General features: G+C 46.7%; 22 protein-coding genes. 1 reads left to right on the plus strand and 21 read right to left on the minus strand.

Annotation, left to right across the window (positions count from 1 at the left end; translation table 11 throughout):
• Window positions 1-13 precede the first annotated feature (13 nt).
• The 3 genes from AB1L17_RS03005 to AB1L17_RS03015 are packed head-to-tail and all read right to left on the minus strand — an operon-like array spanning window position 14 to window position 3,127.
• Window positions 14-784: an SDR family NAD(P)-dependent oxidoreductase gene (locus tag AB1L17_RS03005; RefSeq protein ID WP_412844051.1), complete on the minus strand. Its 771-nt coding sequence runs from the start codon at window positions 782-784 to the stop codon at window positions 14-16.
• Window positions 781-1,950 (minus strand): CaiB/BaiF CoA transferase family protein, encoded by a 1,170-nt coding sequence (locus AB1L17_RS03010; protein ID WP_412844052.1) that lies wholly within the window; start codon window positions 1,948-1,950, stop codon window positions 781-783. The genes AB1L17_RS03005 and AB1L17_RS03010 overlap by 4 nt, the downstream gene beginning before the upstream one ends.
• A 16-nt stretch (window positions 1,951-1,966) precedes the next feature.
• Window positions 1,967-3,127, minus strand: a complete 1,161-nt coding sequence (locus tag AB1L17_RS03015) for an acyl-CoA dehydrogenase family protein (RefSeq protein WP_412844053.1) — start codon at window positions 3,125-3,127, stop codon at window positions 1,967-1,969.
• Between the two features lie 200 nt (window positions 3,128-3,327).
• Between AB1L17_RS03015 and AB1L17_RS03020 the strand changes: the two genes are divergently transcribed.
• Window positions 3,328-5,412 (plus strand): sigma 54-interacting transcriptional regulator, encoded by a 2,085-nt coding sequence (locus AB1L17_RS03020; protein WP_412844054.1) that lies wholly within the window; start codon window positions 3,328-3,330, stop codon window positions 5,410-5,412.
• A 41-nt stretch (window positions 5,413-5,453) separates the two neighbouring features.
• Here AB1L17_RS03020 and AB1L17_RS03025 read toward each other — a convergent pair whose 3' ends face one another.
• The 18 genes from AB1L17_RS03025 to AB1L17_RS03110 all read right to left on the minus strand — a co-directional run bounded on the left by AB1L17_RS03025 (window position 5,454) and on the right by AB1L17_RS03110 (window position 23,645).
• The gene (locus AB1L17_RS03025; protein ID WP_412844055.1) at window positions 5,454-6,974 is read right to left on the minus strand and encodes a class I adenylate-forming enzyme family protein; all 1,521 of its coding nucleotides are present in this window, start codon (window positions 6,972-6,974) and stop codon (window positions 5,454-5,456) included.
• Window positions 6,975-7,175: 201 nt separating this feature from the next.
• The gene (locus tag AB1L17_RS03030; RefSeq protein WP_412844056.1) at window positions 7,176-7,598 is read right to left on the minus strand and encodes a MaoC/PaaZ C-terminal domain-containing protein; all 423 of its coding nucleotides are present in this window, start codon (window positions 7,596-7,598) and stop codon (window positions 7,176-7,178) included.
• Window positions 7,599-7,764: 166 nt separating this feature from the next.
• Complete coding sequence (locus AB1L17_RS03035; protein ID WP_412844057.1) at window positions 7,765-9,675, minus strand: XylR N-terminal domain-containing protein; 1,911 nt, start codon at window positions 9,673-9,675, stop codon at window positions 7,765-7,767.
• Between the two features lie 162 nt (window positions 9,676-9,837).
• Window positions 9,838-11,313, minus strand: coding sequence for an aldehyde dehydrogenase (locus AB1L17_RS03040; RefSeq protein ID WP_412844058.1), 1,476 nt, complete (start codon window positions 11,311-11,313; stop codon window positions 9,838-9,840).
• Window positions 11,314-11,327: 14 nt separating this feature from the next.
• Entirely contained in the window at window positions 11,328-11,522 is a 195-nt protein-coding gene (gene thmT, locus AB1L17_RS03045; protein WP_412844059.1) for a 2-hydroxymuconate tautomerase, read from the minus strand.
• Window positions 11,523-11,538: 16 nt separating this feature from the next.
• Window positions 11,539-12,330 (minus strand): 2-keto-4-pentenoate hydratase, encoded by a 792-nt coding sequence (locus tag AB1L17_RS03050; RefSeq protein ID WP_412844125.1) that lies wholly within the window; start codon window positions 12,328-12,330, stop codon window positions 11,539-11,541.
• A gap of 34 nt (window positions 12,331-12,364) precedes the next feature.
• Window positions 12,365-13,384 carry a 4-hydroxy-2-oxovalerate aldolase gene (gene dmpG / locus AB1L17_RS03055; protein WP_412844060.1) on the minus strand — a complete coding sequence of 340 codons (1,020 nt, stop codon included), beginning with the start codon at window positions 13,382-13,384 and terminating at the stop codon, window positions 12,365-12,367.
• Window positions 13,385-13,405: 21 nt separating this feature from the next.
• Entirely contained in the window at window positions 13,406-14,284 is an 879-nt protein-coding gene (locus AB1L17_RS03060) for an acetaldehyde dehydrogenase (acetylating) (protein WP_412844061.1), read from the minus strand.
• Window positions 14,277-15,083 carry a 2-keto-4-pentenoate hydratase gene (locus tag AB1L17_RS03065; protein ID WP_412844062.1) on the minus strand — a complete coding sequence of 269 codons (807 nt, stop codon included), beginning with the start codon at window positions 15,081-15,083 and terminating at the stop codon, window positions 14,277-14,279. Before AB1L17_RS03065 ends, AB1L17_RS03060 begins: the two co-directional genes overlap by 8 nt.
• 88 nt (window positions 15,084-15,171) lie before the next feature.
• Window positions 15,172-16,140 (minus strand): catechol 2,3-dioxygenase, encoded by a 969-nt coding sequence (locus AB1L17_RS03070; RefSeq protein WP_412844063.1) that lies wholly within the window; start codon window positions 16,138-16,140, stop codon window positions 15,172-15,174.
• 20 nt (window positions 16,141-16,160) lie between these two features.
• Window positions 16,161-17,000, minus strand: a complete 840-nt coding sequence (locus tag AB1L17_RS03075) for a cytidyltransferase (RefSeq protein ID WP_412844064.1) — start codon at window positions 16,998-17,000, stop codon at window positions 16,161-16,163.
• Between the two features lie 30 nt (window positions 17,001-17,030).
• Window positions 17,031-17,513, minus strand: a complete 483-nt coding sequence (locus tag AB1L17_RS03080; protein ID WP_412844126.1) for a flavin reductase family protein — start codon at window positions 17,511-17,513, stop codon at window positions 17,031-17,033.
• Between the two features lie 5 nt (window positions 17,514-17,518).
• On the minus strand, window positions 17,519-19,027 hold the full coding sequence (locus tag AB1L17_RS03085; RefSeq protein ID WP_412844065.1) for a 4-hydroxyphenylacetate 3-hydroxylase family protein: 1,509 nt from the start codon (window positions 19,025-19,027) through the stop codon (window positions 17,519-17,521).
• Window positions 19,028-19,233: 206 nt separating this feature from the next.
• On the minus strand, window positions 19,234-20,307 hold the full coding sequence (locus AB1L17_RS03090) for an LLM class flavin-dependent oxidoreductase (RefSeq protein ID WP_412844066.1): 1,074 nt from the start codon (window positions 20,305-20,307) through the stop codon (window positions 19,234-19,236).
• A gap of 30 nt (window positions 20,308-20,337) precedes the next feature.
• Window positions 20,338-21,186 carry a VOC family protein gene (locus AB1L17_RS03095; protein ID WP_412844067.1) on the minus strand — a complete coding sequence of 283 codons (849 nt, stop codon included), beginning with the start codon at window positions 21,184-21,186 and terminating at the stop codon, window positions 20,338-20,340.
• A 315-nt stretch (window positions 21,187-21,501) separates the two neighbouring features.
• Window positions 21,502-21,996, minus strand: coding sequence for a YdhK family protein (locus AB1L17_RS03100; RefSeq protein ID WP_412844068.1), 495 nt, complete (start codon window positions 21,994-21,996; stop codon window positions 21,502-21,504).
• Between the two features lie 287 nt (window positions 21,997-22,283).
• The gene (locus tag AB1L17_RS03105; RefSeq protein ID WP_412844069.1) at window positions 22,284-23,267 is read right to left on the minus strand and encodes a serine hydrolase domain-containing protein; all 984 of its coding nucleotides are present in this window, start codon (window positions 23,265-23,267) and stop codon (window positions 22,284-22,286) included.
• A gap of 24 nt (window positions 23,268-23,291) precedes the next feature.
• Window positions 23,292-23,645 carry a winged helix-turn-helix transcriptional regulator gene (locus AB1L17_RS03110; protein WP_412844070.1) on the minus strand — a complete coding sequence of 118 codons (354 nt, stop codon included), beginning with the start codon at window positions 23,643-23,645 and terminating at the stop codon, window positions 23,292-23,294.
• Window positions 23,646-23,783 lie beyond the last annotated feature (138 nt).

Consider the following 23,783-nt stretch of genomic DNA (forward strand, 5'->3'; position numbering starts at 1 on the left):
TGGCTTACTAATTTTACCGTGGGGACATCCGAATACCGCCATCTAAACGTATGACTTCGCCGTTTATATATTCATGCTCCATGATGAATGTTGCCAGCTCTGCATATTCTGATGGACGCCCCAATCGCTTTGGAAATTCAACGCTTTCCGCGAGCTTCGCCATTACAGTTTCGGGCAAAGAATCAGCCATGGGTGTCAGAAACAAACCAGGTGCGATCGTGTTGACACGAATCCCGAACTCAGACAGGTCACGTGCAACCGGTAAGGTCATCCCTGCCACGCCTGCTTTGCTTGCCCCGTAAGCAGCTTGCCCCATTTGTCCATCGAAGGCAGCAACGGAAGCCGTGTTAATAATCACACCTCTTTCTCCCGAGTCAGTGAGTGGCTCATTATTTTTCATCTCATTCGCAGCCAGTCTCAATACATTAAAGGTACCCACCAAATTAATCCCGACGACTTTCGTGAATGCCTCTAGAGGCAGTACGCCCTTTTTCCCAATGGTTTTCCCTGCGGTCCCGACACCTGCACAGTTTACGCATATGTGTATGGCACCAAAAGCTTCGAGCGTTTCATTGATCCCTTGCTGTACCGATTCATCATCGGCTACATTCACCAATGCATAACAGACATCATCTCCCAATTGGTCGACAGCTTCCTTCGCTTTTGCTTCATTTACATCAAAAATAACCACCTTAGCACCCTTCTCGACCAGTCTGGTTACCGTCGCTAATCCTAATCCTGACGCGCCACCTGTTACAATCGCTACTTTATCTCGTACATTCATATCTGATCGTCTCCTCTTCCTTTACTTCGATGAAATCTAACTTCTTTTAAAATCTCCTCGGTATGCGTTCCCGTTTGTACACCTGCAAAACGGTACTCAGCGGGTTGCGAAGAAAACTTAATCGGAAAAGCAATCTGTTTTTGTTCGCCTCCCTGTAACTTTGGAACAGACACAAGCAGTTCTCTTGCTTTTATGTGCGCATGATTGACCGATTCTGAAAATTTCAGAACAGGCTCGACACAGCCGTCAAAATCATCGCTAAAAATCGTGACCCACTCAGCGAATGTTTTCTGTTTGAAAAGTTCCGACAGACGTGCTTTGAACGCTTGCTGATCATCTCGACGACGACTGTTGCCCAAGTCAGATAGTTGAGGATCACCGATTCGTTCACATAATCTTGCTTGGAATTGCGGTTCCAAACTGCCGACGGAGAAATAACGTTGATCCTTTGTTTCGTAATAGTCGTAAAAATGACCGCCATTTAAAAGCAACGATTCAGCCTCGGGTTCTATCTCTCCGACTAAATACCCCGGACCGTACAAGGCATTCAATGCAAAAACCACATCTGTTATGCTCACATCGATATACTGACCTTCTCCTGTTCGTTCCCGGTGATAAACGGCCGCTAAAATCCCAATGACTGCTGGCATCGAGCCTCCTGCCAAATCGGCTACTTGTATCCCAGAAGGTACCGGGGCTTCATTTTTCCTGGAGGAATAACTTGCAACGCCTGCTAGCGATAAATAGTTAATATCATGACCTGCCCGATCCCGAAGTGGTCCTGTCTGCCCATAACCCGAAATCGAACAGAAAATGATTCGAGGGTTCAGCACTTTCAGCTTTTCATAGCCAATGCCTAATCTGTCCATAACGCCTGGTCGAAACTGCTCGACCACGATGTCATACTCTTTGATCAGCTCGTATACGACCTCTCTCGCTTCCTCCGTTTTCAAATCGAGAGCTAACGAACGTTTTGAACGATGGAGATGGGCAAATGTAGCAGACACCTCACCATCCATTGGAGGCAAATGTTTAGCCATATCCTCTCGATGAGGTGATTCCACTTTCAACACATCCGCTCCCATATCTGCAAGCATCATGGTTGCAAAAGGTCCTGGCAGGAGCGTGGAGAAATCCAATATTTTCAATCCTGATAAAATCCCCACAGCAACACCTCCTACTCTACTTTCCCAATATGTCCTTACTAATAATTTCTTTCATGATTTCGGAAGTACCGCCATAGATGCGTTGGACTCTCGCGTCTGTGTATGCTCTGGAGATTGGATATTCTTCCATGTAGCCGTAGCCGCCAAACAGCTGCAAGCATCCGTCAACCACTCGGCATTGTGCTTCTGTCGTCGACAGCTTTGCCATGCTCGCCTCGGCTGTTGACAGCTGGTTTTTCTCCAGTAAGACCAAGCACTGATTCACAAACGCGCGATTCACTTTTGCTTCGGTTACCATCTCGGCGATCTTATGACGGATCACCTGCAGCTTGCTGAGTGGTTTTCCGAACGCTTCTCGTTCATGCAGGTACTGAATTGTGATCTCCAGAGCTCCCTCCATAGCCCCGCATGCACCAACTGCCAAGATCGTCCTCTCCCGCGGCAATTCATTCATCAGGGTGATAAAGCCACCATCCAATGCACCGAGGATTTGACCAGGCGGCACACAAACATCATCGAAAAATAGCTCAGACGTATCGGCAGAATGAAGGCCTATTTTCTTCAGGTTTTTCCCTTTTGTTAAGCCTGTGGTCGTCGCATCCACAATAAAAAGAGTTGTACCTCTTGAAACGGGAGCTTCTTGATTGGTTTTGGCTACAACGATCACAAAATCAAACATCTGACCATTGGAGATAAATGTCTTCGAGCCATTGATGGTGTATTCACCTGTTTCCGGGTGTTTGATTGCGGTTGTTTTGATCCCCTGAAGGTCACTTCCGGCGCCAGGCTCAGTCATTGCGATCGCACCCACGTATTCCCCCGATGCCATCTTCGGTAAGTAATGCATTTTCTGTGCTTCCGTACCGGAGTTTAACAGGTAGTGAGCGACGATGTTCGAGTGAACGGCGAGTCCCCCGGAAATAGAGTTGTATCCGAGTCTACTGAATTCATCAATGATACACGCCTCGAAGTAAATAGGTGCTCCTAAACCGCCGTATTGCTCGGGAATGCCCACGCATAGGAAGCCAGCCTCCCCCAGCTTATTCCACAGTTCTCTTGGGAACATCCCTTCTTCTTCCCATTTGCTGTAGTGACCTTCGATTTCTTTCTTGGCAAAGGCCTCAATCGATTTTTTGAACAGCTTCAATTCGTCTTCCATGGCGATGGTTTGAAACATGCTGGCTCCTCCGTTCTTATCATTTTTCGTACCGTTACTATCGACTATCGCAATTACCATGCCAATGATTTGTTACGTGTATTTCCTCTAGATGTGTTAATGATTATTTACAGAAGAGTGTAAAGTGTAAAAAAACTTATCAAAAAGTGTTAACGTCTCCTCTGTTGTTTGCTATAATGCCGTTAATAAGGGGGGATCTTATGCTCGCTGCTGATATTATGACGAAGAATTTTGTTTGCTGCTCCAAGCATGACACACTCCATGATGTGCTACCCCTGTTTACAAGAACCCACTCCAATATGCTTCCGGTCATTGATGAATCCAATCGTTTAATCGGTATCATCACCAAAAACAAAATATTCAAAATCCTGACCACGCAACCATCCTTTGATACAACCATAGCCGAATACTACAATCCGAATCCGATCTTTCTAACCCCAAGCGTTACGATTGAATACACCAGGCAGTATCTGTTGAAGCATAAAGTTGGACATGCGCCAGTAGTGAACGAAGACATGGTTCCGATTGGAGTCATCTCCACTGAACAACTATTGAGCTCCTATAATATTGTCCTCAATCAATTCGAATCTCAGCTGGCACTCCTTTTTCATAATCTAAACTTTGGCTTACTTTCAATTGATACGAGCTTTCAGATCAACGCCTCGAATTCCCTCGCCCACCAACTGTTAAACACCAACGAAAATCAGCTCAATGCTTTTCATAATCATCCGGATTTACAAGTGATCCGAGAGTTGATTGAGGATATTCTACAAAAACGCGCCAAGGTAGCGAAGAAACAAATCACCTTGAACGATTTAAACCTGTACGTACATTGTTATCCGCTACACAGTCATGATGAGCTGGTCGGTGCGATGGTTATTTTGGAGGATGTTACGCAAATTGAACAAACCATTAATGAACTGCAGCTCACAAAAGAATGGGAACAAAAGCTCAGGTCTGTCATCGAGTTCGCCTATGATGGGATCATTCTCGTCAATAAAAAAGCAGAGATTACCATGGTGAATAAAGGCTTCACCGATTTGTTTGGCGTAGATAGCAAGGATCTATTACAGCGTTCTACAACCGAGCTGTTCCCTGAGCTCGCTATTGAAAATGTCATTCATAGCGGGATCAGCATTCTCAATACACCACAAATCATTGCCGGACAACAATCGCTCATTTCCATCTTGCCCATTAAGGAAAAAGAAGAAACGATTAGCGCAATTTGTAAAATAACGTATCGTGGCTTACCCCATTTGCACGAAGCCTTAACGAAAGTGAAAAAGCTGGAAAAACAAGTATCCGACTATCAAAACGAAATCAACAAAATGAAAGGAACCAAATACACCTTGTTTGATATAGCTGGCGAATCTGAGGCGATCCGCAAGGTCAAGCATGAGGCGACATTAGTAGCGAAGAGCATGTCTACGGTGTTGATCGTAGGTGAAAGCGGAACGGGAAAAGAGCTATTTGCCCAAGGAATTCATGCAGCTTCTGGACAAAGGGGGTCATTTGTTCAAGTGAACTGTGCGGCGATCCCCTCAGAATTGCTCGAATCTGAGTTCTTCGGATATGCGGATGGTGCATTTACCGGTGCGAAAAAAGGCGGTATGAAAGGAAAGTTCGAACTCGCGCAAAACGGTACGCTGTTTTTGGATGAAATCGGAGACATGTCGCTGCCCCTGCAAACCAAACTATTGCGCGTGCTGCAGGAAAAGGAATTTCAGCCGATTGGCAGCGGGGTAACGATTCATTTACATACCAAAATCATTGCTGCTACCAACCAAAATATTGAACAATTAATCGCCGAGGGCAAGTTCAGAGCGGATTTATACTATCGATTAAATATTATGCGGTTAAACATTCCGCCTTTACGAGAAAGAATAGAAGATTTACCCGACATCATTCAATCCATTACCAATCGACTCAATCAAAGTGGCTTTTACGTGAAAGGTGTCACCCATTCTGCGTTGACGAAACTGATGAAGCATACGTGGTCAGGAAATGTGAGAGAGCTCCACAATGTTCTGGAAAGAGCCGCTAACTTAAAAACGGGTGACTATATCGATGCGGATGATCTCCCAACGTTCCAGCACGAGTCGGAAGAAAAAGCAGTACCGCAGCAGATTCCCTCCACCTACAAGGACAAGATTGTATCGACGGAGAAAGAAATGATCATCGCTGCCCTTAAGGAAGCGAAAGGAAATAAATCAAAAGCGAGCCAGCTGCTCGGGATCAGTAGACCTTGGTTGTACGCAAAAATGAAGAAATATCAGCTCGAATAAAAAGTGCGGCTGACCTTTATTGGGGTCAACCGCCTTTTCGTTTAGGCATTCACTTTCTCTCTTAGCTGATATTTCAGCAGTTTACCAGAAGCATTTCTCGGTAAACTGTCGGCAAAAATCACTTTTCGCGGTACTTTATAACCAGCTACGTGCTGTTTGGCATAATCGATGATGGCTTGCTCACTCAAAGATTCGCCCGCTTTTGCTACTACTACCGCTGTTACGAGCTCTCCCCACTTTGGATCCGGGGTACCAATGACTGCTGCTTCCGCAATAGCCGGATGCATCCCTAATACGTTTTCCACCTCAACGGAGTACACATTTTCCCCACCCGTGATGATCATATCTTTTTTGCGATCTACTAATTTCACGTAGTTTTCTTCGTCTCTTACTGCCAAGTCACCCGTGTATAACCAACCATCGCGAATGGTTTCTGCTGTTGCCTGCGGATTTTTATAGTATTCTCTCATCACCGTTGGGCCTTTGACGATAAACTCCCCTACCTCTCCTGGTTTTGTGGAATGTCCATCGGTATTGACGATATCAAATATGGTAAAAGCGGATGACTCTCTTCCAGCCATGCCTGCTTGCCTCTCGTGGTCTTTTGGATATAACAGGATACCGTTTGGGCCGCCTTCTGTCTGACCGCACAAACTATAAAATTGATGAGAACCAAAATACTCCATGCATTTTCTGACAACATGTTCTGACATCGGTGCGGAGCCATACGTGTATTTTTCCATGGTCGAGAAATCAAAATCATCCTGTTTGGGGATTTGCAGAAAAGCGAGATGCATGGTAGGGACGGCTAGAAAGGTGGTGATTTTGTATTTCCCGATGTCAGCCAATATCTCTCTCGGTTTAAACTCCCGATAAATGACCGACAAACCGCCTACATACAACCCACTGATCAATCCAATGGTAAGCTGCGCGCAGTGAAAGAGCGGAGCAAAATTCATCATTCGTTCTTCAGCATGATAGCCTAACGTTAAAATAAATTGTAAGGCAACGTCTTTTACGCGATCATGATCGAAGACAGCCCCCTTTGGAAAACCAGTTGTCCCGGACGTGTACAAAATATGCAAATCATCCGTCCCTGTCAGTTCCACCCCTGTGTTTTCTTTATTTTCTGATAATAGATCCAAAACGGATGTAAAGGCTTCGTGCTTCGCCTGTGGAACGGAAACGAGGTTTTGGATCGGTACGTGATTGGAAATTGCTTGCAGGATGACTTCTTCAAATTCGGTATCTGAGATAATGTGCTTCGCATCGGACTGCGTGAGGATATAGTTCAATTCGTTTGCCAATAAACGAAAATTTATCGGTACAAGCACCGCCCCAATTTTCGCACAAGCGTAATAGGCGATCGCAAAGTAATCCGAATTCTTCATCATCAGCGCTACCTTGTCACCCTTGGCAACTCCTCTGGCTATCAACCCATGCGCAAGCTGATTGACGATCCCATTAAATTCGTCATACGTATAGTGTCTGTCCTGATAAATGATCGCTTCTTTCCACGGATGTCTGGCGGCGTTCACCTCTAACATTTTTACGATATTCATTTCGCTTGTCCTCCTTAAGATTAATAGCCTTTTTCCGTAAAAGCGGATATCCCTTCATGGAAGTCATAAGAGCGCGTATGATTTTTGAGTGGGTTAAGTCCTTCACGTACGAGCTTTTTTATTTCTTGTAAAACAAGTGGGCTCTTTGCTGATATCTTGTCCGCCACTTTCAAAAACAGCCTGTTCCAATCTTGTGGAATACTATTTGGCTATTAATGCAGACATTTCTGCTTCCAAGACCTGCTCCCCCTCGTTTTTAAAGGTGGAGAGCAAGACGGTTACTTCCCCTGCCTCCCTTCTTTCTTTTTTCTCTATGACTGTAGCTGTGACGTACAAAACATCTTCGGGATATACCGGTTTAAGAAATTTTAGATTGTGAATACCTGTACCTGCTATGACATCGTCACCGAAAACCCCCGTTTCCACCCATAACTTAAAGGAGATATTGACGGTATGTAGTCCCGATGCAATGATCCCTTTGAACCGGCTTTGCTTTGCCTTTTCCTCATCGATGTGCATGTACTGCGGATCGTACACCGATGCAAATGCTATGATCTCTTCCTTGTTCATTTTATATGATTTCGTAACAAGCATTTGGCCAATAAAAATCTCATCGAATTTCATAATTGATCACCTCTTCATTCAAATACACGCAAGCATTATGCCAACTTGAAAAAGACAGAATTAGGCCGACAACGCAAAAACCTGTAACGAGCCATTAACAAAATGTTGTTAATGATACATTACAGGTTGTAAACAACTTACTCGAATATGTCATTTGCGATATCGTTTACATCATGACTTCCCCAGAAATAATAAGCACTTGCAAGGTAAGAAACAGTTGATAGTTCACAGCGGGATTACGCAAGTCCTGTCCCAGCATCGTCTCGATTTTTTGAATCCGATAACGCAGCCCACTCATTGATAAAGACAAATCAGTGGCTGTCTGCTCCAGGTTTCCACCGTTTTCCAGAAATACGTATAGTGTTTTGAGCAAGTCTGAATGTTTGGTGCTGCCCATATTGTAAAGCGGACCTAGAAGCTTCTGTGCGTTTCTTTTAAGAGCGCTCTCATTTTGGCTGTTGAAGAAGAGTCCGACAACACCCAGGGAATCAAACATCACGACATTTTTGTTTGTCGGTGTGGTCAACCGCAGGGCGATAATAGCTTCTTCGTAATACACTGATGCAGCATCCATGTGTTCTGCTTTTGAACTGATCCCCATTTGAAACGTACATCTCTTGTGCGACTTTCGTAAATAATGGATGAAGCTTTCATGGAACGCCGTTATGTCATTGAATCCCATGAGGTCGGACTGAATCAACAATACGATATTGCCAGCAAGATTCCCCACTAGAGCCTTCAAATTCTTCTCTTTCAAGTAGGAATGGATCGTTTCCAACACTTCTTCATGAATGAGTAGTTCGTTATCCGATTGACCTTGGATTTGTTGATAGTGTAATGCCATGATGTAATACGGTTGATCGAGGTCTAAACCAAGAAAACTGCCACGCTTTAGAATTTCCTGTTTTGAAGTAAGCTGTCCCTGTAGCACTTGCTCCAAAAAATGCCCCTTCATTCGCTCTTCCGCTTCAAAGCTGGTCTTTTCATTCAACAAATAAAGCGACGAAACTGTTGCGATCCGCTCCAGGATGATCGAATCGATTTCGGGGCACTGATCTACACCTTCGGGATAAATAAAAGAGCAATAACCGATTACTTTCTTCCTAAGAATGATCGGGGTAATTAAACGCGAATGCTTGCCTGCCATCACTTTTTTTGTAAACGAAAAGGACTCGTAGTGATGCACTTTTTGTGGATGAATCAGCTTCTTATTGTTACGCAGAAATGTTTTAAAATCATCGTCTACGATAGTAAACTCTTCTTGTGACAAGCCTGAATGGGCAAATGTACGAAAATTGGCATTTTCAATAATCAATGGCAAGCTGGTTGTATCGAACACGACGTCTGCAATGGACTGCAAATCGTTTCCATTGATAATTTCTTCCGTGAGCTTTTTGTGAATCGTAGACGTTCTGGACAGGTTATTTCTTTCCTCCAGCAGACTCTCGTAGGTCATTTCCAGTTCTTTGACAATCGGTTTATCTTCAAAGTACTGCAGAAGATCGTTTACTTCTCCGTTCCACAACGCAAGCGATTTCCCCACCCAGCGGCACTCTTCATGTCCCACTGCTTCACATGAGATTTCCTTGAAGATAACCATATGGTTGCATATCGTGCTCAGGTATCCACTTGCATAACCGATTAACGTATAACAAACCGGGGATTCCGAGAGGCCAAATCGCGATACATGCTCTTCTGCTTCATAGGAGTTACGCCACGAGCCCTCCATGTGGATCGACTCCACTGTTTGATCCGGGGCTCGTTTCACCTTTAAATACTCCGTGTGGACTTGGGCATGTCCTTTAATCATATGCAAAGCAGGCCCAGTCGAGGCGATTTCTTCGATAGAAGACAGTTTCATTTCCATGGCTTTCTGTGCGTCCTTAACAGCCAGATCCCAGCCATACCGAATGAGAAAGCCCTTCATCCTCTCGAGCCCAAGGTTTGCCAGTAAATCCTTGCGAAGTGTGCCAAATGCCGAGGCAGAAATGACGATCATTCGTTCATCGTTCATGTAAATGGCTCCATTTTTTTCTGATACAGTGAGATGATCGTATAAAAGCTTTTGATTCGCCAATTGTCACCACACCTTTTTCCGAATTGAATCCTTGCGTGGTTACCTCTTCTACCACTAGAACACAGATACGGAATATTCACAAGTTTTCAGTGGACCTATCGCAAGCGAAAACGGACTGAGCTTGGAACGATCCCTCAAAACTCAGTCCGATTGACTGCCTGGTTACTTTAGAGCCAAGCAAATATTTTTAGCTTCAGTAAAAAACTCCAGGCTGTGATGACCGCCTTCACGTCCGATACCGCTCTTTTTAAAGCCGCCAAACGGTGCGCGCAGGTCGCGGATGAACCAGCAATTTACCCAAATGGTTCCTGCGCGAACACGATGCGACACCCGATGAGCCCGCTGTAAATTATCCGTCCAGACAACCGCATTTAACCCATACTGTGTGTCATTGGCGATGTCCAGTGCTTCATCTTCAGTGTCGAATGGAATAATCGTCACAATCGGTCCGAAGATTTCCTCCTGACAAAGGCGAGCTTTCGGGTCTTCTTGAACAAATATCGTTGGTTCCAAATAATATCCGTCCTTTAAATATTCAGGAAGCTCTGGACGCTTCCCTCCATATACGAGCGTGGCATTCTCACTCTTACCAATTTGAAGGTAGCTGGTTACCTTGTTGTAGTGCTGTTCGCTGACAAGTGGGCCCATGCTCGTCGAGGTGTCTTGCGGGTCACCAACCTTCAATTTGGAAGCTGCATCTTTAAAGCGGTCCACAAACTCCTTTAAAATACTGCGCTGTACCAAGATGCGGGAGCCAGCAAGACATACTTGCCCAGAATTTAAGAAAGCGGCACGAATCGAGGTCGGTATGGCTTTGTCTAAATTGGCATCCTCGAAAACGATGTTCGCTGCCTTTCCTCCGAGTTCAAAAGAGACCCGCTTCAGAGTGTTAGCGCCGTTTTTCATAATCGCTTTTCCTGTGGACGTTTCTCCTGTGAAGGAAATGAGGTCCACTTCCGGGTGAGTCGTCATGAATTCACCAGTCGAGTTCGGACCAAAGCCCTGTACGATATTTACGACACCATCCGGGATTCCTGCTTCTTTGGCAATTTCGCCGAGTAACGATACCGTCAAGGGCGTCGGCTCCGCTGGCTTGATGACCGCTGTATTCCCAGTTGCAAGGCATGGCCCCAGCTTCCAGGTTGTCAGCATAAATGGCAAATTCCACGGAGTGATTAATGCCGCTACACCTACTGGCTCATACCGCGTGTAGTTCAAAAATTCTTCATCCATTGGATAGGTTTCACTGCCGAGTTGCTCCATAAAATCGGCAAAAAACCGTAAGTTGTGGGCAGCACGCGGAATTTCAAAATCGTAGGCCACATGAAACGGCTTGCCGACATCCATTGCTTCTAGACGAGCCAGCTCTTCTTTCCGCTCCAGGATGATTTCGGCCATGCGGCGAATTTTCACACAACGTTCTTTGACTGTCATGGTTCGCCAGGGACCAGCCTCAAACGCTCGCCTTGCTGCTTGACAAGCGCGATCCACATCCGCTTCTGTCGCCTCGTGCACACGGGCAATTTCTTCTTGTGTAGCCGGATTGTACACAGCGAACGTTTTATTTACGGAGGAGGATACATACTCTCCGTCGATAAACAGCTTGATCTCTCGTATTTTCGAAATGACCTCTGTCATGTCATCACTTCCTTTTATTTAATCTGGCGCTTTTTCACTGATTCCCCTGCAATTCCCCAATGCTCCGGTGCCATTTCGTTAATCATGACCCGAACCGTCTCAATTGGGGCTTCCAGGATATTTGCAACGGTATGAGAGACGTCATAGATCAGCTTTTCTTTTTGTTCAGGGGAACGTCCCTCTAACAGATTGATTTGGATCAAAGGCATCCTTAGCTCCTCCTCCTTATTTGGTAAACACGGTTGACACGGAGCCAATTCCATCGAGACTCATGGTAATCACGTCACCATCCGTTATTGAAATCGCTTCGCAGAGCGCGCCGCTTAACACGATCTCACCAGGTGCAATAGACTGACCGACTTGGGCTAATTTGTTGACCAGCCAAGCAATTGCTCTCGCCGGATGCCCCATCACGGATGCTCCTGTACTCGTCGAGATGACGCGACCATTCTTTTTGAACACCATGCCAGTGAGCTGCAAATCAGTGTTGTCCGGTTTGGAGCACGGTCCCCCAAGAATAAAGCGGGAGGAAGACGAATTATCTGCAATAACGTCTGCGAGTGTAAAGGAGAAATTCTGGTAGCGGCTGTCAATAATCTCTAATGCCGGCATGACGTATGCTGTCGCGTCAAGCACTTCCGGTACCGAAACACTTGGCCCTTTTAACTCACGCTTAAATACGAACGCTATTTCCGGCTCTATCTTGGGATGAATGAACGGCTCCAACGAAACTGGTGTATGCTCACTCATTTGCATACTCTCCAACAGAACACCGTACACAGGCTCGTGTACACCCATCATCTGCTGTTTGGCTACACTGGTCAGACCCAATTTTCTTCCTGTCCTTATGGTTTGCTCTGCTTCGCATTTCAGCTCGATCAGGCGTTCCTGGACGTGATACGCCAAGTCGGCATTTAAATCGGGGTACTGATCCACGAACTTGTCTACCTCGAATCCTTCTTTTTCCGCACGAAATAAAGAAGCTGCTATTTTCTCGATCGTGTCTTTATGCAGCAAAAGTATCGCCGTCCTTTCGAGTGAAATCGTGAGCTTATTTCTGCTTGGAACTGGCCAATTTGGCTGCAATTTCAACAATCAAGTCTTCCTGGCCTCCAATGGCTTTTCTGTGACCAAGTTCAACCAAGATGTCCCGTTCATCCACATGAAACTTTTTCGCTGCATCTTGTGTGTGCAACAGGAAGCTGGAATAAACACCAGAGTACCCCATGATCAAGCTCGCTCCCGTAATTTCCTGAGGCCGTGGCATAAACTTTGCCACCACCTGATTGGCGACATCCATGATCGGGTACAGCTTTACCCCTGTCTCATATCCCAGTCGGTCAAAAACGGCTGTCATAACCTCTGTTTGTGTGTTCCCGCTTCCAGCTCCCAAGCAACGGAGACTTCCATCGATGTAAGTGGCTCCTGCTTCCACTGCAGCGATCGTATTTGCCATAGCTAATGACAGATTGTTGTGCCCGTGGAAGCCAATCTCGCAGGAAAGGCTTTGACGCATCGCAGCAATACGCTCCTTCACCTCGTGTGGAAGCAAGGCTCCTGCCGAATCCACAGCATAAACGATCTCCGCGCCGTAGCTCTCGAACAGCTGCGCTTGTTGAACGAGCACCTCAACAGGCGCCATATGTGCCATCATCAGAAAGCCAACTGTTTTCATGCCGAGATTGCGCCCGAGCTCGACATGTTGCTTCGCTACGTCTGCTTCCGTAACATGAGTGGCGACCCGGACCATCTGCGCCCCTGCCCGTACAGCTTCCTCCAAATCTTCTTGGATGCCGATACCTGGTAACAAAAGCACGGAGATTTTCGCCTGTTTGCATTCTTCTGCAGCGGCTGCGATCAATTTCATCGCATCGACTGCGGATAAGCCGTACTGGAGCGAAGAGCCTCCCAGTCCATCTCCGTGAGAAACTTCAAAATACTCAATCCCTGCTCGATCCAGACCGCGCGCGACGTTCCTTACCTGTTCTTCTGTAAAGGCATGCTTCATGGAATGACTTCCATCGCGCAACGTCACGTCGACGAGATGGAGTTTTGCATGAGTAGCTGTCATCGGTATTTTCTCCTTCACTTTCTATTTACGGACGAGCGGCTGCTTTTTGGCCAGTTCCTCGCCAACCTTGACAGCAGCTGCGGTCATGATGTCCAAATTTCCGGAGTATGGAGGGAAAAAATCTCCTGCGCCCTCAACCTCGATAAACACAGTGACACGGTTGCCATCGAAAATCGGCGCGTTAATCAAGCGATAACCGGGAACGTACGTCTGCACGGAGGCGACCATTTTTTGTATGGAGTCGATGATTTCTGCTTCTTTGCCATTTTCCGTAAACAGGGCATGGATCGTATCACGCATGATGATCGGCGGCTCTGCGGGATTCAAGATAATAATGGCCTTGCCTCTTTTCGCTCCGCCAATGACTTCAATCCCTTTTGCTGTCGTTCTTGTGAATTCGTCAATATTGGCCCTCGTTCCCGGTCCGGCACTTTTGCTCGCAACCGTCGCTACAATCTCCGCGTACTCTACAGACGCCACACGATTGATCGCGTGTACGATCGGAATCGTCGCCTGACCGCCGCATGTAATCATGTTGACGTTCGGTGCGTCCAAGTGCTCTCCTAGATTCACAGACGGAACGACAAACGGTCCGATTGCGGCCGGAGTCAAATCGATCATCTGCTTGTTCATCTTGCGAAGCAATTTGTCATGCTGCAAATGGGTTTTGGCAGATGTCGCATCAAAAACGATATCCGCCAGCTCCGAACGCTTCAAAAATCCATCGATACCGTTGTCAATCACGGGATAGCCGCGTTCTCTTGCTCGTTTCAAGCCTTCCGATTCCGGATCAATCCCGATCATCACGCCTAGCTCCAGCCATTCACTTCGCTCGATTTTGTACATCAAATCTGTCCCGATATTTCCTGAACCGAGAATGGCTATTTTGACTTTACTCATGATTCGTCCCCTTCCCTTGGTCAAACGTGACAGTGACACACCCGATATGGGCAAATTGCGCAGTGTATGTTTCTCCTGCCTGGACGGGTACGGCGGCAGTTAGAGCTCCGGATAAGATGACCTCACCTGCTTTGAGCGGGATGTCAAACCACCCTAGCTCGTTTGCCAGCCAAACGACAGCATGAATCGGATTGCCCATCACGGCGGCACCCGCTGCTGTAGCGATTGGTTCTCCGTTACGGCTGAAGATCATCCCGATATGATGCAAATCCAAGTCAAGCAAGGAGGTCGGTTTGCCCCCGAGAATCGCCCGAGCGGAAGAACCATTGTCTGCCACTGTGTCCTCAAATTTGATTTGCCAATCACGGATGCGGCTGTCCACCACTTCAAGCACAGGGATGACGTAAGCAGTCGCATCAATCACATCCGTGACGGTGATACCGGGACCTTTCAGCTCTTTGTGTAAAACAAATCCAATTTCTGCTTCCATCCTCGGTTGGATCAAGCCATCGAGAGAGATCGTATCTCCATCGACATGCATCATGGAATCGAGCAGATGCCCGTAATCCGGGGTTGTGACATGAAACATTTTCTGCATGGCTTCACTGGTCAAACCAATTTTCTTGCCCACTACGGTAGCCCCTTGTGCGACCTTTTCCTGTATGTTCGCAAGCTGAATCGCATAAGCATCTGCAACAGAAATGCCAGGGTAAGTCGTTGTCAATGGCTCGACCGTGTTTCTATTTTGTTCTGCAGTGAGTAATTGTTTCGCGATCTCTGAAGGACTGATTGTTCCCATCTATCTCACATCCACTCCGGTCTCATTTTGGGTAAAGCGGAAGAACAGGAGCATCGTGTGCTCCTGCCTTTCCTTGTTTTCCCCACTTCTATACCTTGGCAGGTTGTATAACTGGTGTCCCGTACATGAAATATTCAGCGGGCAGTGGAGAACCGTACCAAATGATTCCTTTGCTCAGTTGCTCTTCATTCCAGGTGAGCGTTTTCCATGCCGGATCAAAGATCATATAACCAGCGTCACCAAACAATTCGACACGATTTCCGCCCGGTTCGAACACATACATAAAGTAAGCTTGGCTCACACCGTGCTTGCCTGGACCAGCCTCGATCCTGATGTCATGTTCTGTGAAGATGTCGGCAATGTCAGACAGATGCTGAGGATAGCCGTACCAGTAGCAGAGATGGTGCATACGTCCTCGACCGCCAAGCTGATCGCCCAAGAAGGCAATCTCGTGAACCAATGGACTCACGCTTAACCATGCGGCACTTTCCCTTTGATCGTTCATGATGATGTTTTCCCGCACCCGGAAGCCCAGCTGATCCATCATGAAATTTCGATTCGCAGTGACATCACTGGCAAGCAGGTTGATGTGGTCCAAGCGGCGTACTGGTACACCTCGAAGCGGTTTTTTCTGCGGCCGGCTCAGTAACTTGCTTTTTTGCTCTTCAGGCGCTTGGAAATATTCAACATCCCACAAAAGCTCCATCTGGTGACCATCAGGAGTGACAAATTGATACGCGGCTCCATGACCCAAATCACCCTCGATCCATTTTTGTCCGTAGCCACTGGCATCCAGTGCTTGTACGCGACGTTCTAATGCTGCTTCGGAAGTCGCCCGCCAAGCCACATGACCCATGCCAGCCTCCTTCGCTTCCGTAATTTTCAAGGTGTGATGATAAAAGTCTTCATAGGCACGCAAATAGACAGATTGCCCTTGCCGTGTCGTTTCTTCCATTCCAAGCAGTTCTTTGAAAAACCATAATGTCTCTTCCGGTTTGGGTGAAAAGATCTCGACATGAGCAATTTGGGCAACATCAAAAATAGGCTCTTTGGACATCCTGAATTCCTCCTCTTTTCTTACACCTGTTTTAACCATTTCATCTGCATCGTTTCGCCAAGCATGCTAGAGGGAAAGTCTGATAACTCAATTTTCAGCTTACAGATAGGATTACTATGTTTATTGGTAGAAGCGATTCCAATAAAGTGTTGACTTTCGCATTCGACCTCTACCTCATAACGACCTTCGACGGGTAACGTGTAGCCTTGATCTAGTGTGACTTCGGCTATGACGTTCTTGCTTCCTGCTCCTTTCCTGGTGCAGGTTGTCAGTGTTCCGCTCGTCTCGTAAAACGTCCCCAGGTATCGGGGGATCATGCACACATGGCCAGTCTGTAACAGCTCTCGGATCAAAGTTGAGCTTACCTTCTGACCATTCGTTTCGATTTTCGGGATAGTCATGACGGGAATCTGGTCCTTGACGTCTATTTTCATGGTGTGCATGTTTCCTTGACCTCGATATCCGTAATGAAAATCAAACCCGGCAACGACATGCTTCGCCTGTAGTCCGATAATGTAGCGATCCACAAATTCCGTCGACGACAGTCTCGCAAACTCAGAATCAAACCGAATGACGTACAGAATGTCCACTTCCAATTGCGCGAGCAGCCTTTCCTTCTTGGCAAATGGCGTCAGGTAATGAACAGTTCCTCCATTACCAAGCACCTCTTTTGGATGCGGATCAAAGGTAATGACCGCCAGCTTCACGCGCTGTTTCCTTGCCAGCCTTTTCGCGCATTGGATAACACCGCGATGCCCCAGATGAACACCATCGAAAAAGCCGAGTGCCATCACACAAGATTCAGCATCCGTGCAGGAAGTCGTGGTGGTTGGTGAATGCGTAATGTGCACGGTTTTCACATGAGTGCACTCCTTTGGTTGGGTGATTCATTATCGAGCAGCATTTTCTTCTAGTGCAGTCAGCTCTCGATACCTTCCCTGAGAAAAAAGCAACGGCTCCCCTTCATTCAAGCGAATATCCGTTACTTCCCCGACAAACAAGGTGTGATCGCCCGCCTGATGCTCTCCGACGACGTTGCAGGTAATGGTTGCAATTGTTCCCTGTAGAACTGGCAATTGATCAAGTATGTCGAATTCAATTTCAGTCTCTTCTTTCCTCTGACCAGCAAAAAGGGCTGACAGCGCTTGTTGGTTACTCGCCAAGATATTGACCGCATAACGCTTGGTCTGTTCGAGTCGTTTGTGCATGTGGGCATGTATGCCGATCGAGACGAGCACGAGCTTGGGATTCAGTGACACGGAAACAAACGCATTGGCTGTCATCCCATATGGTCGTCCTTCAAACTCCGTGGTGATTACGATAACGCCGGTGGCGAATCTTCCCATGGCATTGCGAAAGAGACGGTCATCGATTTCCATCAGCGCAACACTTCCTCTTTTTTCACGTTCACCCACGTATTCGTTGTCCAGCCGTTGAGGTCGTAATCACTCATCGCTTGATCAACGAATGCGTGAAATCTCGCTGATTGACCCGAAGCATCAGCCATCTTCAAGGTCTCTAGACGTATGTTTTCTTGGTTGCCGGCGTAGTTGACTTCATACAGCTCGTGTCGTCCACCAAACTCCGTGCCAATTGCATCCCAAACCAGCTTCATCAGCTTGACGCGTTCTTCCGCACTGACTCCTGAGCCTTTGTAATACTTATCCAGGTATGGGCGGATCTCGGGGTTCAGGAAATCACTTGCACTGGATGGCAATTGAATCAATCCCCCGGCAACGACTGTCTCGAAAATGCTTTTTACCTTCAACCAGACCATTGGCGCCAACACACGATAGGCTGTCCCTGCATTTGCACCTGGAAAAACGATGCCGTTTGGTCCAAGAGTCACCTCCGTGCACATCGCTGTCGAGAGAGCCCAAAACGTGTTTCGCCATGCGAGCAGTTCGCCGATATTGGCTTGCACGCCTCTAAACTGGTTGGTCCCTGACATCTCCGTGGCCTTCATTAAAAGACCGGCCATGAAGTCGAGCTTAACGGCAAAACGAGTGCAGCCGTGTAGTGCAAAGCGATGGAAGAAGCCTGTTTGTACGAAGAATCCGTTCGTCACTTCGATGTTTTTGTAGGCAAGGACGTTTTCCCAAGGAATAAACACATCATCGAGCACGATTACTGCGTCATTCTCATCGAAACGGCTCGAGAGCGGGTAATCAAAAGGCGACCCATTTTTCGCTGCGGATTGTTCATATGATTGTCGGCTGATCATTTTTAACCCTGGTGCATTCATCGGCACGAAAAAGATAAGGGCATGGCTCTGATCGCCGTCTCCAAGATCGGTTGGTCCGTAATTCGAGACGAAGTTATAGTGCGTTAAAGCAGCGGCTGTTCCTACCATTTTGGCACCGCTTACAATTATGCCGTCGTCGCGTTCGCCAACAGCACGGACGAAAACGTCTCGATTCTCATGCAGCGGTTTTGAACGGTCGACTTGAGGGTTTATGATCGTGTGATTACAGAATGGTACCTCCTTCACTGCCTTCTCATACCATCGCTTTGCATTGGTTTCAAAGCCTTTGTAATAGTCGGCAAAGGCATGTAGATTGGCGGTAAAAGAAGCTTTGTAATCAGGCGTTCTTCCCATGTAGCCGTAGCTCAGTCTGGACCATTCCGCAATCGCATCTCGTGCCTCCAATAATTGTTGGGCGCTTTTCGGTGCTTTAAAAAATTTGTGGGTGATGTGTCCCTCCTCTGTTTTGGTGGTCAAAATGTGAGCTTTGTGCGGATCGTGCAGCGCTTCGTACATGCGCGCAATCGATCTGGCAGAATTCTGGTAAGCAGGGTGAGTGGTAACATCATGAATCTGGTTGCCGTTCAGATAAACAACCCGACCGTCCTTCAAGCTCTCTAAATACTCGTTGCCATTCATCATTGCTTGTAATCTCCTCCCATCATTGCTCACGATAAATTGCGTGAATATTCCATAACTTTTACACCTCTATCGTAATGAAGGAAAGGAAAGGAAACTACGACACGGAATATCTGAAAATGAACGAATTTTAGACACCATTTGTTAGTCTGATTCACACAAAAAACCACACTTCTTCGGTATGCACCAAAGCAAAGTGTGGTCATGTATTACTTTTTCGTTTCTCTCCGTACGACAGGAGCTACTTCCGTTGCCAACAGTTCAATCCCCTCGACGACTTTATGAAAAGGCATACCGCCAATGTCAAGCTGGGCGATAAACCGCCGATGCCCAAACAGCTCGTATTGTCGAAGGATTTTCTCAATGACTTGCTGCGGGCTGCCCACGAACAAGGCTGTCTCTGGACTCGTCATCTGCTCATACTCGGCAAGCGATATTTTTCTTCCACTCATCCCTCGCTGACGATTCAGGTATGACCAATAATTGGAATAATACGGGTAAAAGTCATCCTTGGCTTGCTGTGTGGTTTTCGCGAGGAACGTGTGTCCCGTTACGCTTACCTGGAGCTGCTCTGGCGTATGACCAGCTTCTGCACCCGCTGCACGGTAGATGTCGACCAGCGGTGTAAAGCGTGCCGGATCGCCGCCCAGGATAGCCAACGCCATACCTGCCCCCATCCTACCTGCGCGGGCTGCACTTTCGTACGTTCCGCCGACGCCTACCCAGACAGGCAGTTCATTTTGAACAGGACGTGGTGCAATCTGTGCTTGATTCAAGGACGGGCGAAAACGACCATTCCACGAGATGGTTTCGTTCTTGTTCAGCTTCAAAAGCAAATCCAGATGTTCAGAGAACAAGGCATCATAATCGTTGGTGTCATAACCAAATAGCGGAAATGACTCGATAAAAGCTCCCCGGCCGGCTATGATTTCAGCGCGGCCGTCTGATAAGATATCCAACGTAGCAAAGTCCTCGAACAGCCGTACCGGATCAACGGTGCTGAGCACAGTAGTCGCGCTGGTCAGCTTAATACGCTTGGTTAACTGGGCGATGGCTGCCAACATAACTGGCGGCGCCGATACAGCATAGTCCAGACGGTGATGCTCGCCAACACCGAAGATGTCCAAACCTGCCTCATCAGCGAGTTTGGCGGCCTCGATGATTTCCTTGATGCGTTGTGGTGCGCTAATCGTTTTTCCCGTATGTGGATCGGTACCTAGATCGGCAAGTGTATAAATACCGATTTCAAAATCCGACTTTTCTGTATTTGTATCGATATGCACAGAACTTCATCTCCTCTCCAATGACTTCCCTTACACGTGCAGTTTAATCCGATTGCCAGAAGGGTCCACCGTGACAAAATGACCGCTTTCCTCCTGAACAGGCGCACCGATTTCTCTTAGCTGAGCCATTACACAATTTCTCGCCTCTACATGAGGGAGCACCAGAACAAACGATTCAAGTCCGGGACTGTTCGGATGTGCCGGTGGAGCACCAATACCAGCCCACGTATTCAACCCAATATGATGATGGTACTTGCCAGTAGAGATGAACAGAGCCTGTGCTCCATATCGGTTCACTACCTCAAAGCCAAGTCCTTTGGTATAAAAATGTTCAGCTTCATCCAGCTTCGAAACATGTAGATGAATATGTCCCATAATGGTATCCGCAGGTAGTCCATCCCACGGTGTTTGTGGTTCACTGGACAACAAATCTGCAAAATTCAACGGATCTGTGGCCATGTCTACTTGGCTGCCATTCCAGCTCCATTCAGCAGGATCACGATCGATATAAATTTCAATACCATTGCCATCCGGGTCCGACAAGTAAAGAGCCTCACTGACGAGATGATCAGATGACCCAATGCGCAAATTCATTGCTGAGAAGTGGCGCACAATGCTGGCCAAATCGGAGCGTTTTGGCAGCAAAAGTGCAAAATGATACAAACCAGTCGTATGATTTTGTTTCGGTAATGCGTCATTGAGTTGTTCGATGGAAAGCAACGTAGTCTTTCCGTCCGCAGTCAATTCCGCTTTCGTGGCAGTGTGGTTCAAAATTTTAAACCCGATGACCTCTTGATAAAAAGCCAGAGAGCGGTCCAGGTCTTGCACCTTCAGAGTTACTTGACGGACAAAAGTATTGGGACTTTGATGAAAATTCATGAGAAAATGCCACCTCGTTTTCATAACATCGTGTTCTTCGTACTACTTTCAAGCTGACCATAAACGTCGGTCTCTATTCAGTGGTAATCTTGATGTTTATTAACTTACTATTAGTAATAAAGTTACTATAATGCATTAACGATCGATTGTCACGAAAAATCCTTGCAAAGCAAAAAAAGAGCAAAACATCGCTCTTTTTTCGAATCTCGTATTTCAATCAAGTACTGACGTGAGTATTGCACTTTCTTTGAAAAATCAATAGGGCAGCTTTGGCCATGAAAAGCCTGAGCTGCCCTTACTTGATCCTGTCTTCGTTTACTTCACAGGTGATACTTCGTTTTCCGTCACCCATTTATAATTTTTGACCTCTCCACCACCCGTAGTAGGAGTGTAATTGACCATATAGACAGTCGTTGTTTCGGCCGTGTCGAGCTTCCCTGATGCATCCAACATCCCTTTCGCATGTTCAGCCTTCAGGACAACCTCTGTTCCTGGATCATACGGTTGTTTGATGTGATTCTTGATCTCCTCATGAATGATCCATTTATAATTCTTCACTGGTGGTTCACCAGTTGTAGGTGTATAGGTCACAGAATAAGCCGTCGTGTCGTAAGCTCCCACAATTTTTGCTTTAGCCCCTTGCATCCCTGGCTGGTGATTCGCTTTCAAGATCACTTCACTACCAATTGTATACGTAGGGTTTGGTACGACCTCAACCTGCTCCATAACATCAGGTGTTGCGGGTCCACCACAAGCACTTAATCCCATTACAGCAATCACCATCAGTGATAATAGTCTCCATTTTTTCATTTTTTCACACTCCCTGATTCTTCGTTTTCTGTCATCGGTAATTACCAAGTATTATGGGTATAGAGGTCATTCATTATCCACATACCATGTCACTTGTTCCCATGACTCCCACTATTTGAATGCATCTTGGGATGGTCTGGGTGCTGTAGTGCCTGCAATTCAAAGCTCGTGTAACGCTTTCTATTACAGACGACATGTCCAAGTAGAATGTTTCAGTGAAATGAAAAACCAGTTCAGCACCACTGTGGTGTCCTGAACTGGTTTTTCTTAAATGGATCGAAATTTGACTACGACGCCGCCAAAATATACTGCCTGAATAAGGCAAGCGGCCGCAAAGAATGATCGTATATTTCACTGTTGAAAACCACGATCAAGTCACGGGACGGAACAACAATGATGTACTGCCCTCCAAAACCGAGGGCAAAATAATACCAGTTATCCTCTGTCCAGTCCTTGCTAGGATCGATTCGATTACTCCACCAATGTAAACCATACGAGCCAATCCTCTCGTATGTCCGGAATTTGGGTTGGATCGACTCTTGAACCCAGGCTGCTGGCACAATCTGTTTGTCTTGCCACTTACCGTTTTGTAGATAGAGGAAGCCTAGCTTTGCCATATCATTCGAAGTAAGACGTAATCCGTCCCCTCCGTTATGAATCCCCTGTCCATCCGAATACCAATACGAATCTTGCATGTTCAATGGCCGGAAAAGATGCTTTTGGGCAAAATCATAGGTACTCGTACCACTTGCCTTTTGCAGGATGGCAGACAATAGATGCGAGCATCCAGAATTATAATTCATTTTCTCCCCCGGTTGGTCAAGCAAAGGTCGATCCAGCACAAACCGCACCCAATCGGGACTGTACAGCATCCGTGGAAAAGATTGCCACTCGCCGAACTCTGGCCAATCAAAGCCGGGTGTCATCGTGAGCAAATGAAACAAAGTAATGGAGCGCTTTACTGGATCAACCGTTTCCTTCTCCAAATAAGGAAAATAGTGAACAATAGGAGTATCCAAGCTAGGGATCACCCCTTGATCCAGTGCAATCCCGATGAGCGCCGAGATAAAGCTTTTTGTACAAGAATTAATCTTTTGAAGCTTCTGTGCGTGCTTCTTGTTTTTGTAGTATGCAAAGACGAGATTGCTGTCCTGAATGATGAGGCAGCTGACGATCTTTTCTTTTCTGATCTTTCTGTCAAATTCCGTTAAAAGCTCGGTATCGAACCGAGTTTGTGTAGGATCTGCTGCTGGAAACAAGGGAGATTGCACGTGTTCGTTCCTCCTTCGATCACCTTACACTTCCGAAGACTCTTTCCCTGGTATTTCCCCTCGAATGTAACGTTCGCCCCATTCGCACATGAGATCCATGATTGGCTTGAGCGATTCACCTATTTCACTCAGTTCATACTCGACCTTTGGTGGTACTTGGCTGTACACGGTCCTGATGACGATTCCGTCCTCCTCTAGCTCGCGAAGCTGCTGTGTCAGCACTTTTTGTGTAATTTCCGGCATTTGCTTTCTCAATTCGCTCGTTCTTTTCGGCCCATAGTACAACTGACATAATATCAATGTTTTCCATTTTCCGCCTAATACATCTAGCGTAGCCTCTGAAGGAATCTGGTATGTATGCTTGAGCTTCGGCCTCATGAATTGGTCTCCTCCCTCATTACTCACCGTTTTTACAGGAACTTTTTGGTTCCTATATTACTTTTTGGTATCGAAAGCACAAAAAAGTGCGTACTTTTCACATTCCATTATATGGTGCATGATTCGGTTATACCAGCA

It is taken from the genome of Brevibacillus jepli (assembly GCF_047229145.1).
Lineage (GTDB): Bacteria > Bacillota > Bacilli > Brevibacillales > Brevibacillaceae > Brevibacillus.

Bases quoted from the DNA above. Each gene is read 5' to 3' on its own strand.
- AB1L17_RS03095 (WP_412844067.1), bottom strand. From the start codon at position 21,186: ATGAATTTTCATCAAAGTCCCAATACTTTTGTCCGTCAAGTAACTCTG.
- AB1L17_RS03005 (WP_412844051.1), bottom strand. From the start codon at position 784: ATGAATGTACGAGATAAAGTAGCGATTGTAACAGGTGGCGCGTCAGGA.
- AB1L17_RS03030 (WP_412844056.1), bottom strand. From the start codon at position 7,598: ATGAAATTCGATGAGATTTTTATTGGCCAAATGCTTGTTACGAAATCA.
- AB1L17_RS03060 (WP_412844061.1), bottom strand. From the start codon at position 14,284: ATGAGTAAAGTCAAAATAGCCATTCTCGGTTCAGGAAATATCGGGACA.
- AB1L17_RS03015 (WP_412844053.1), bottom strand. From the start codon at position 3,127: ATGTTTCAAACCATCGCCATGGAAGACGAATTGAAGCTGTTCAAAAAA.
- AB1L17_RS03100 (WP_412844068.1), bottom strand. From the start codon at position 21,996: ATGAAAAAATGGAGACTATTATCACTGATGGTGATTGCTGTAATGGGA.
- AB1L17_RS03110 (WP_412844070.1), bottom strand. From the start codon at position 23,645: ATGAGGCCGAAGCTCAAGCATACATACCAGATTCCTTCAGAGGCTACG.
- AB1L17_RS03065 (WP_412844062.1), bottom strand. From the start codon at position 15,083: ATGGGAACAATCAGTCCTTCAGAGATCGCGAAACAATTACTCACTGCA.
- AB1L17_RS03040 (WP_412844058.1), bottom strand. From the start codon at position 11,313: ATGACAGAGGTCATTTCGAAAATACGAGAGATCAAGCTGTTTATCGAC.
- dmpG (WP_412844060.1), bottom strand. From the start codon at position 13,384: ATGACAGCTACTCATGCAAAACTCCATCTCGTCGACGTGACGTTGCGC.
- AB1L17_RS03070 (WP_412844063.1), bottom strand. From the start codon at position 16,140: ATGTCCAAAGAGCCTATTTTTGATGTTGCCCAAATTGCTCATGTCGAG.
- thmT (WP_412844059.1), bottom strand. From the start codon at position 11,522: ATGCCTTTGATCCAAATCAATCTGTTAGAGGGACGTTCCCCTGAACAA.
- AB1L17_RS03020 (WP_412844054.1), top strand. From the start codon at position 3,328: ATGCTCGCTGCTGATATTATGACGAAGAATTTTGTTTGCTGCTCCAAG.
- AB1L17_RS03085 (WP_412844065.1), bottom strand. From the start codon at position 19,027: ATGATGAATGGCAACGAGTATTTAGAGAGCTTGAAGGACGGTCGGGTT.
- AB1L17_RS03025 (WP_412844055.1), bottom strand. From the start codon at position 6,974: ATGAATATCGTAAAAATGTTAGAGGTGAACGCCGCCAGACATCCGTGG.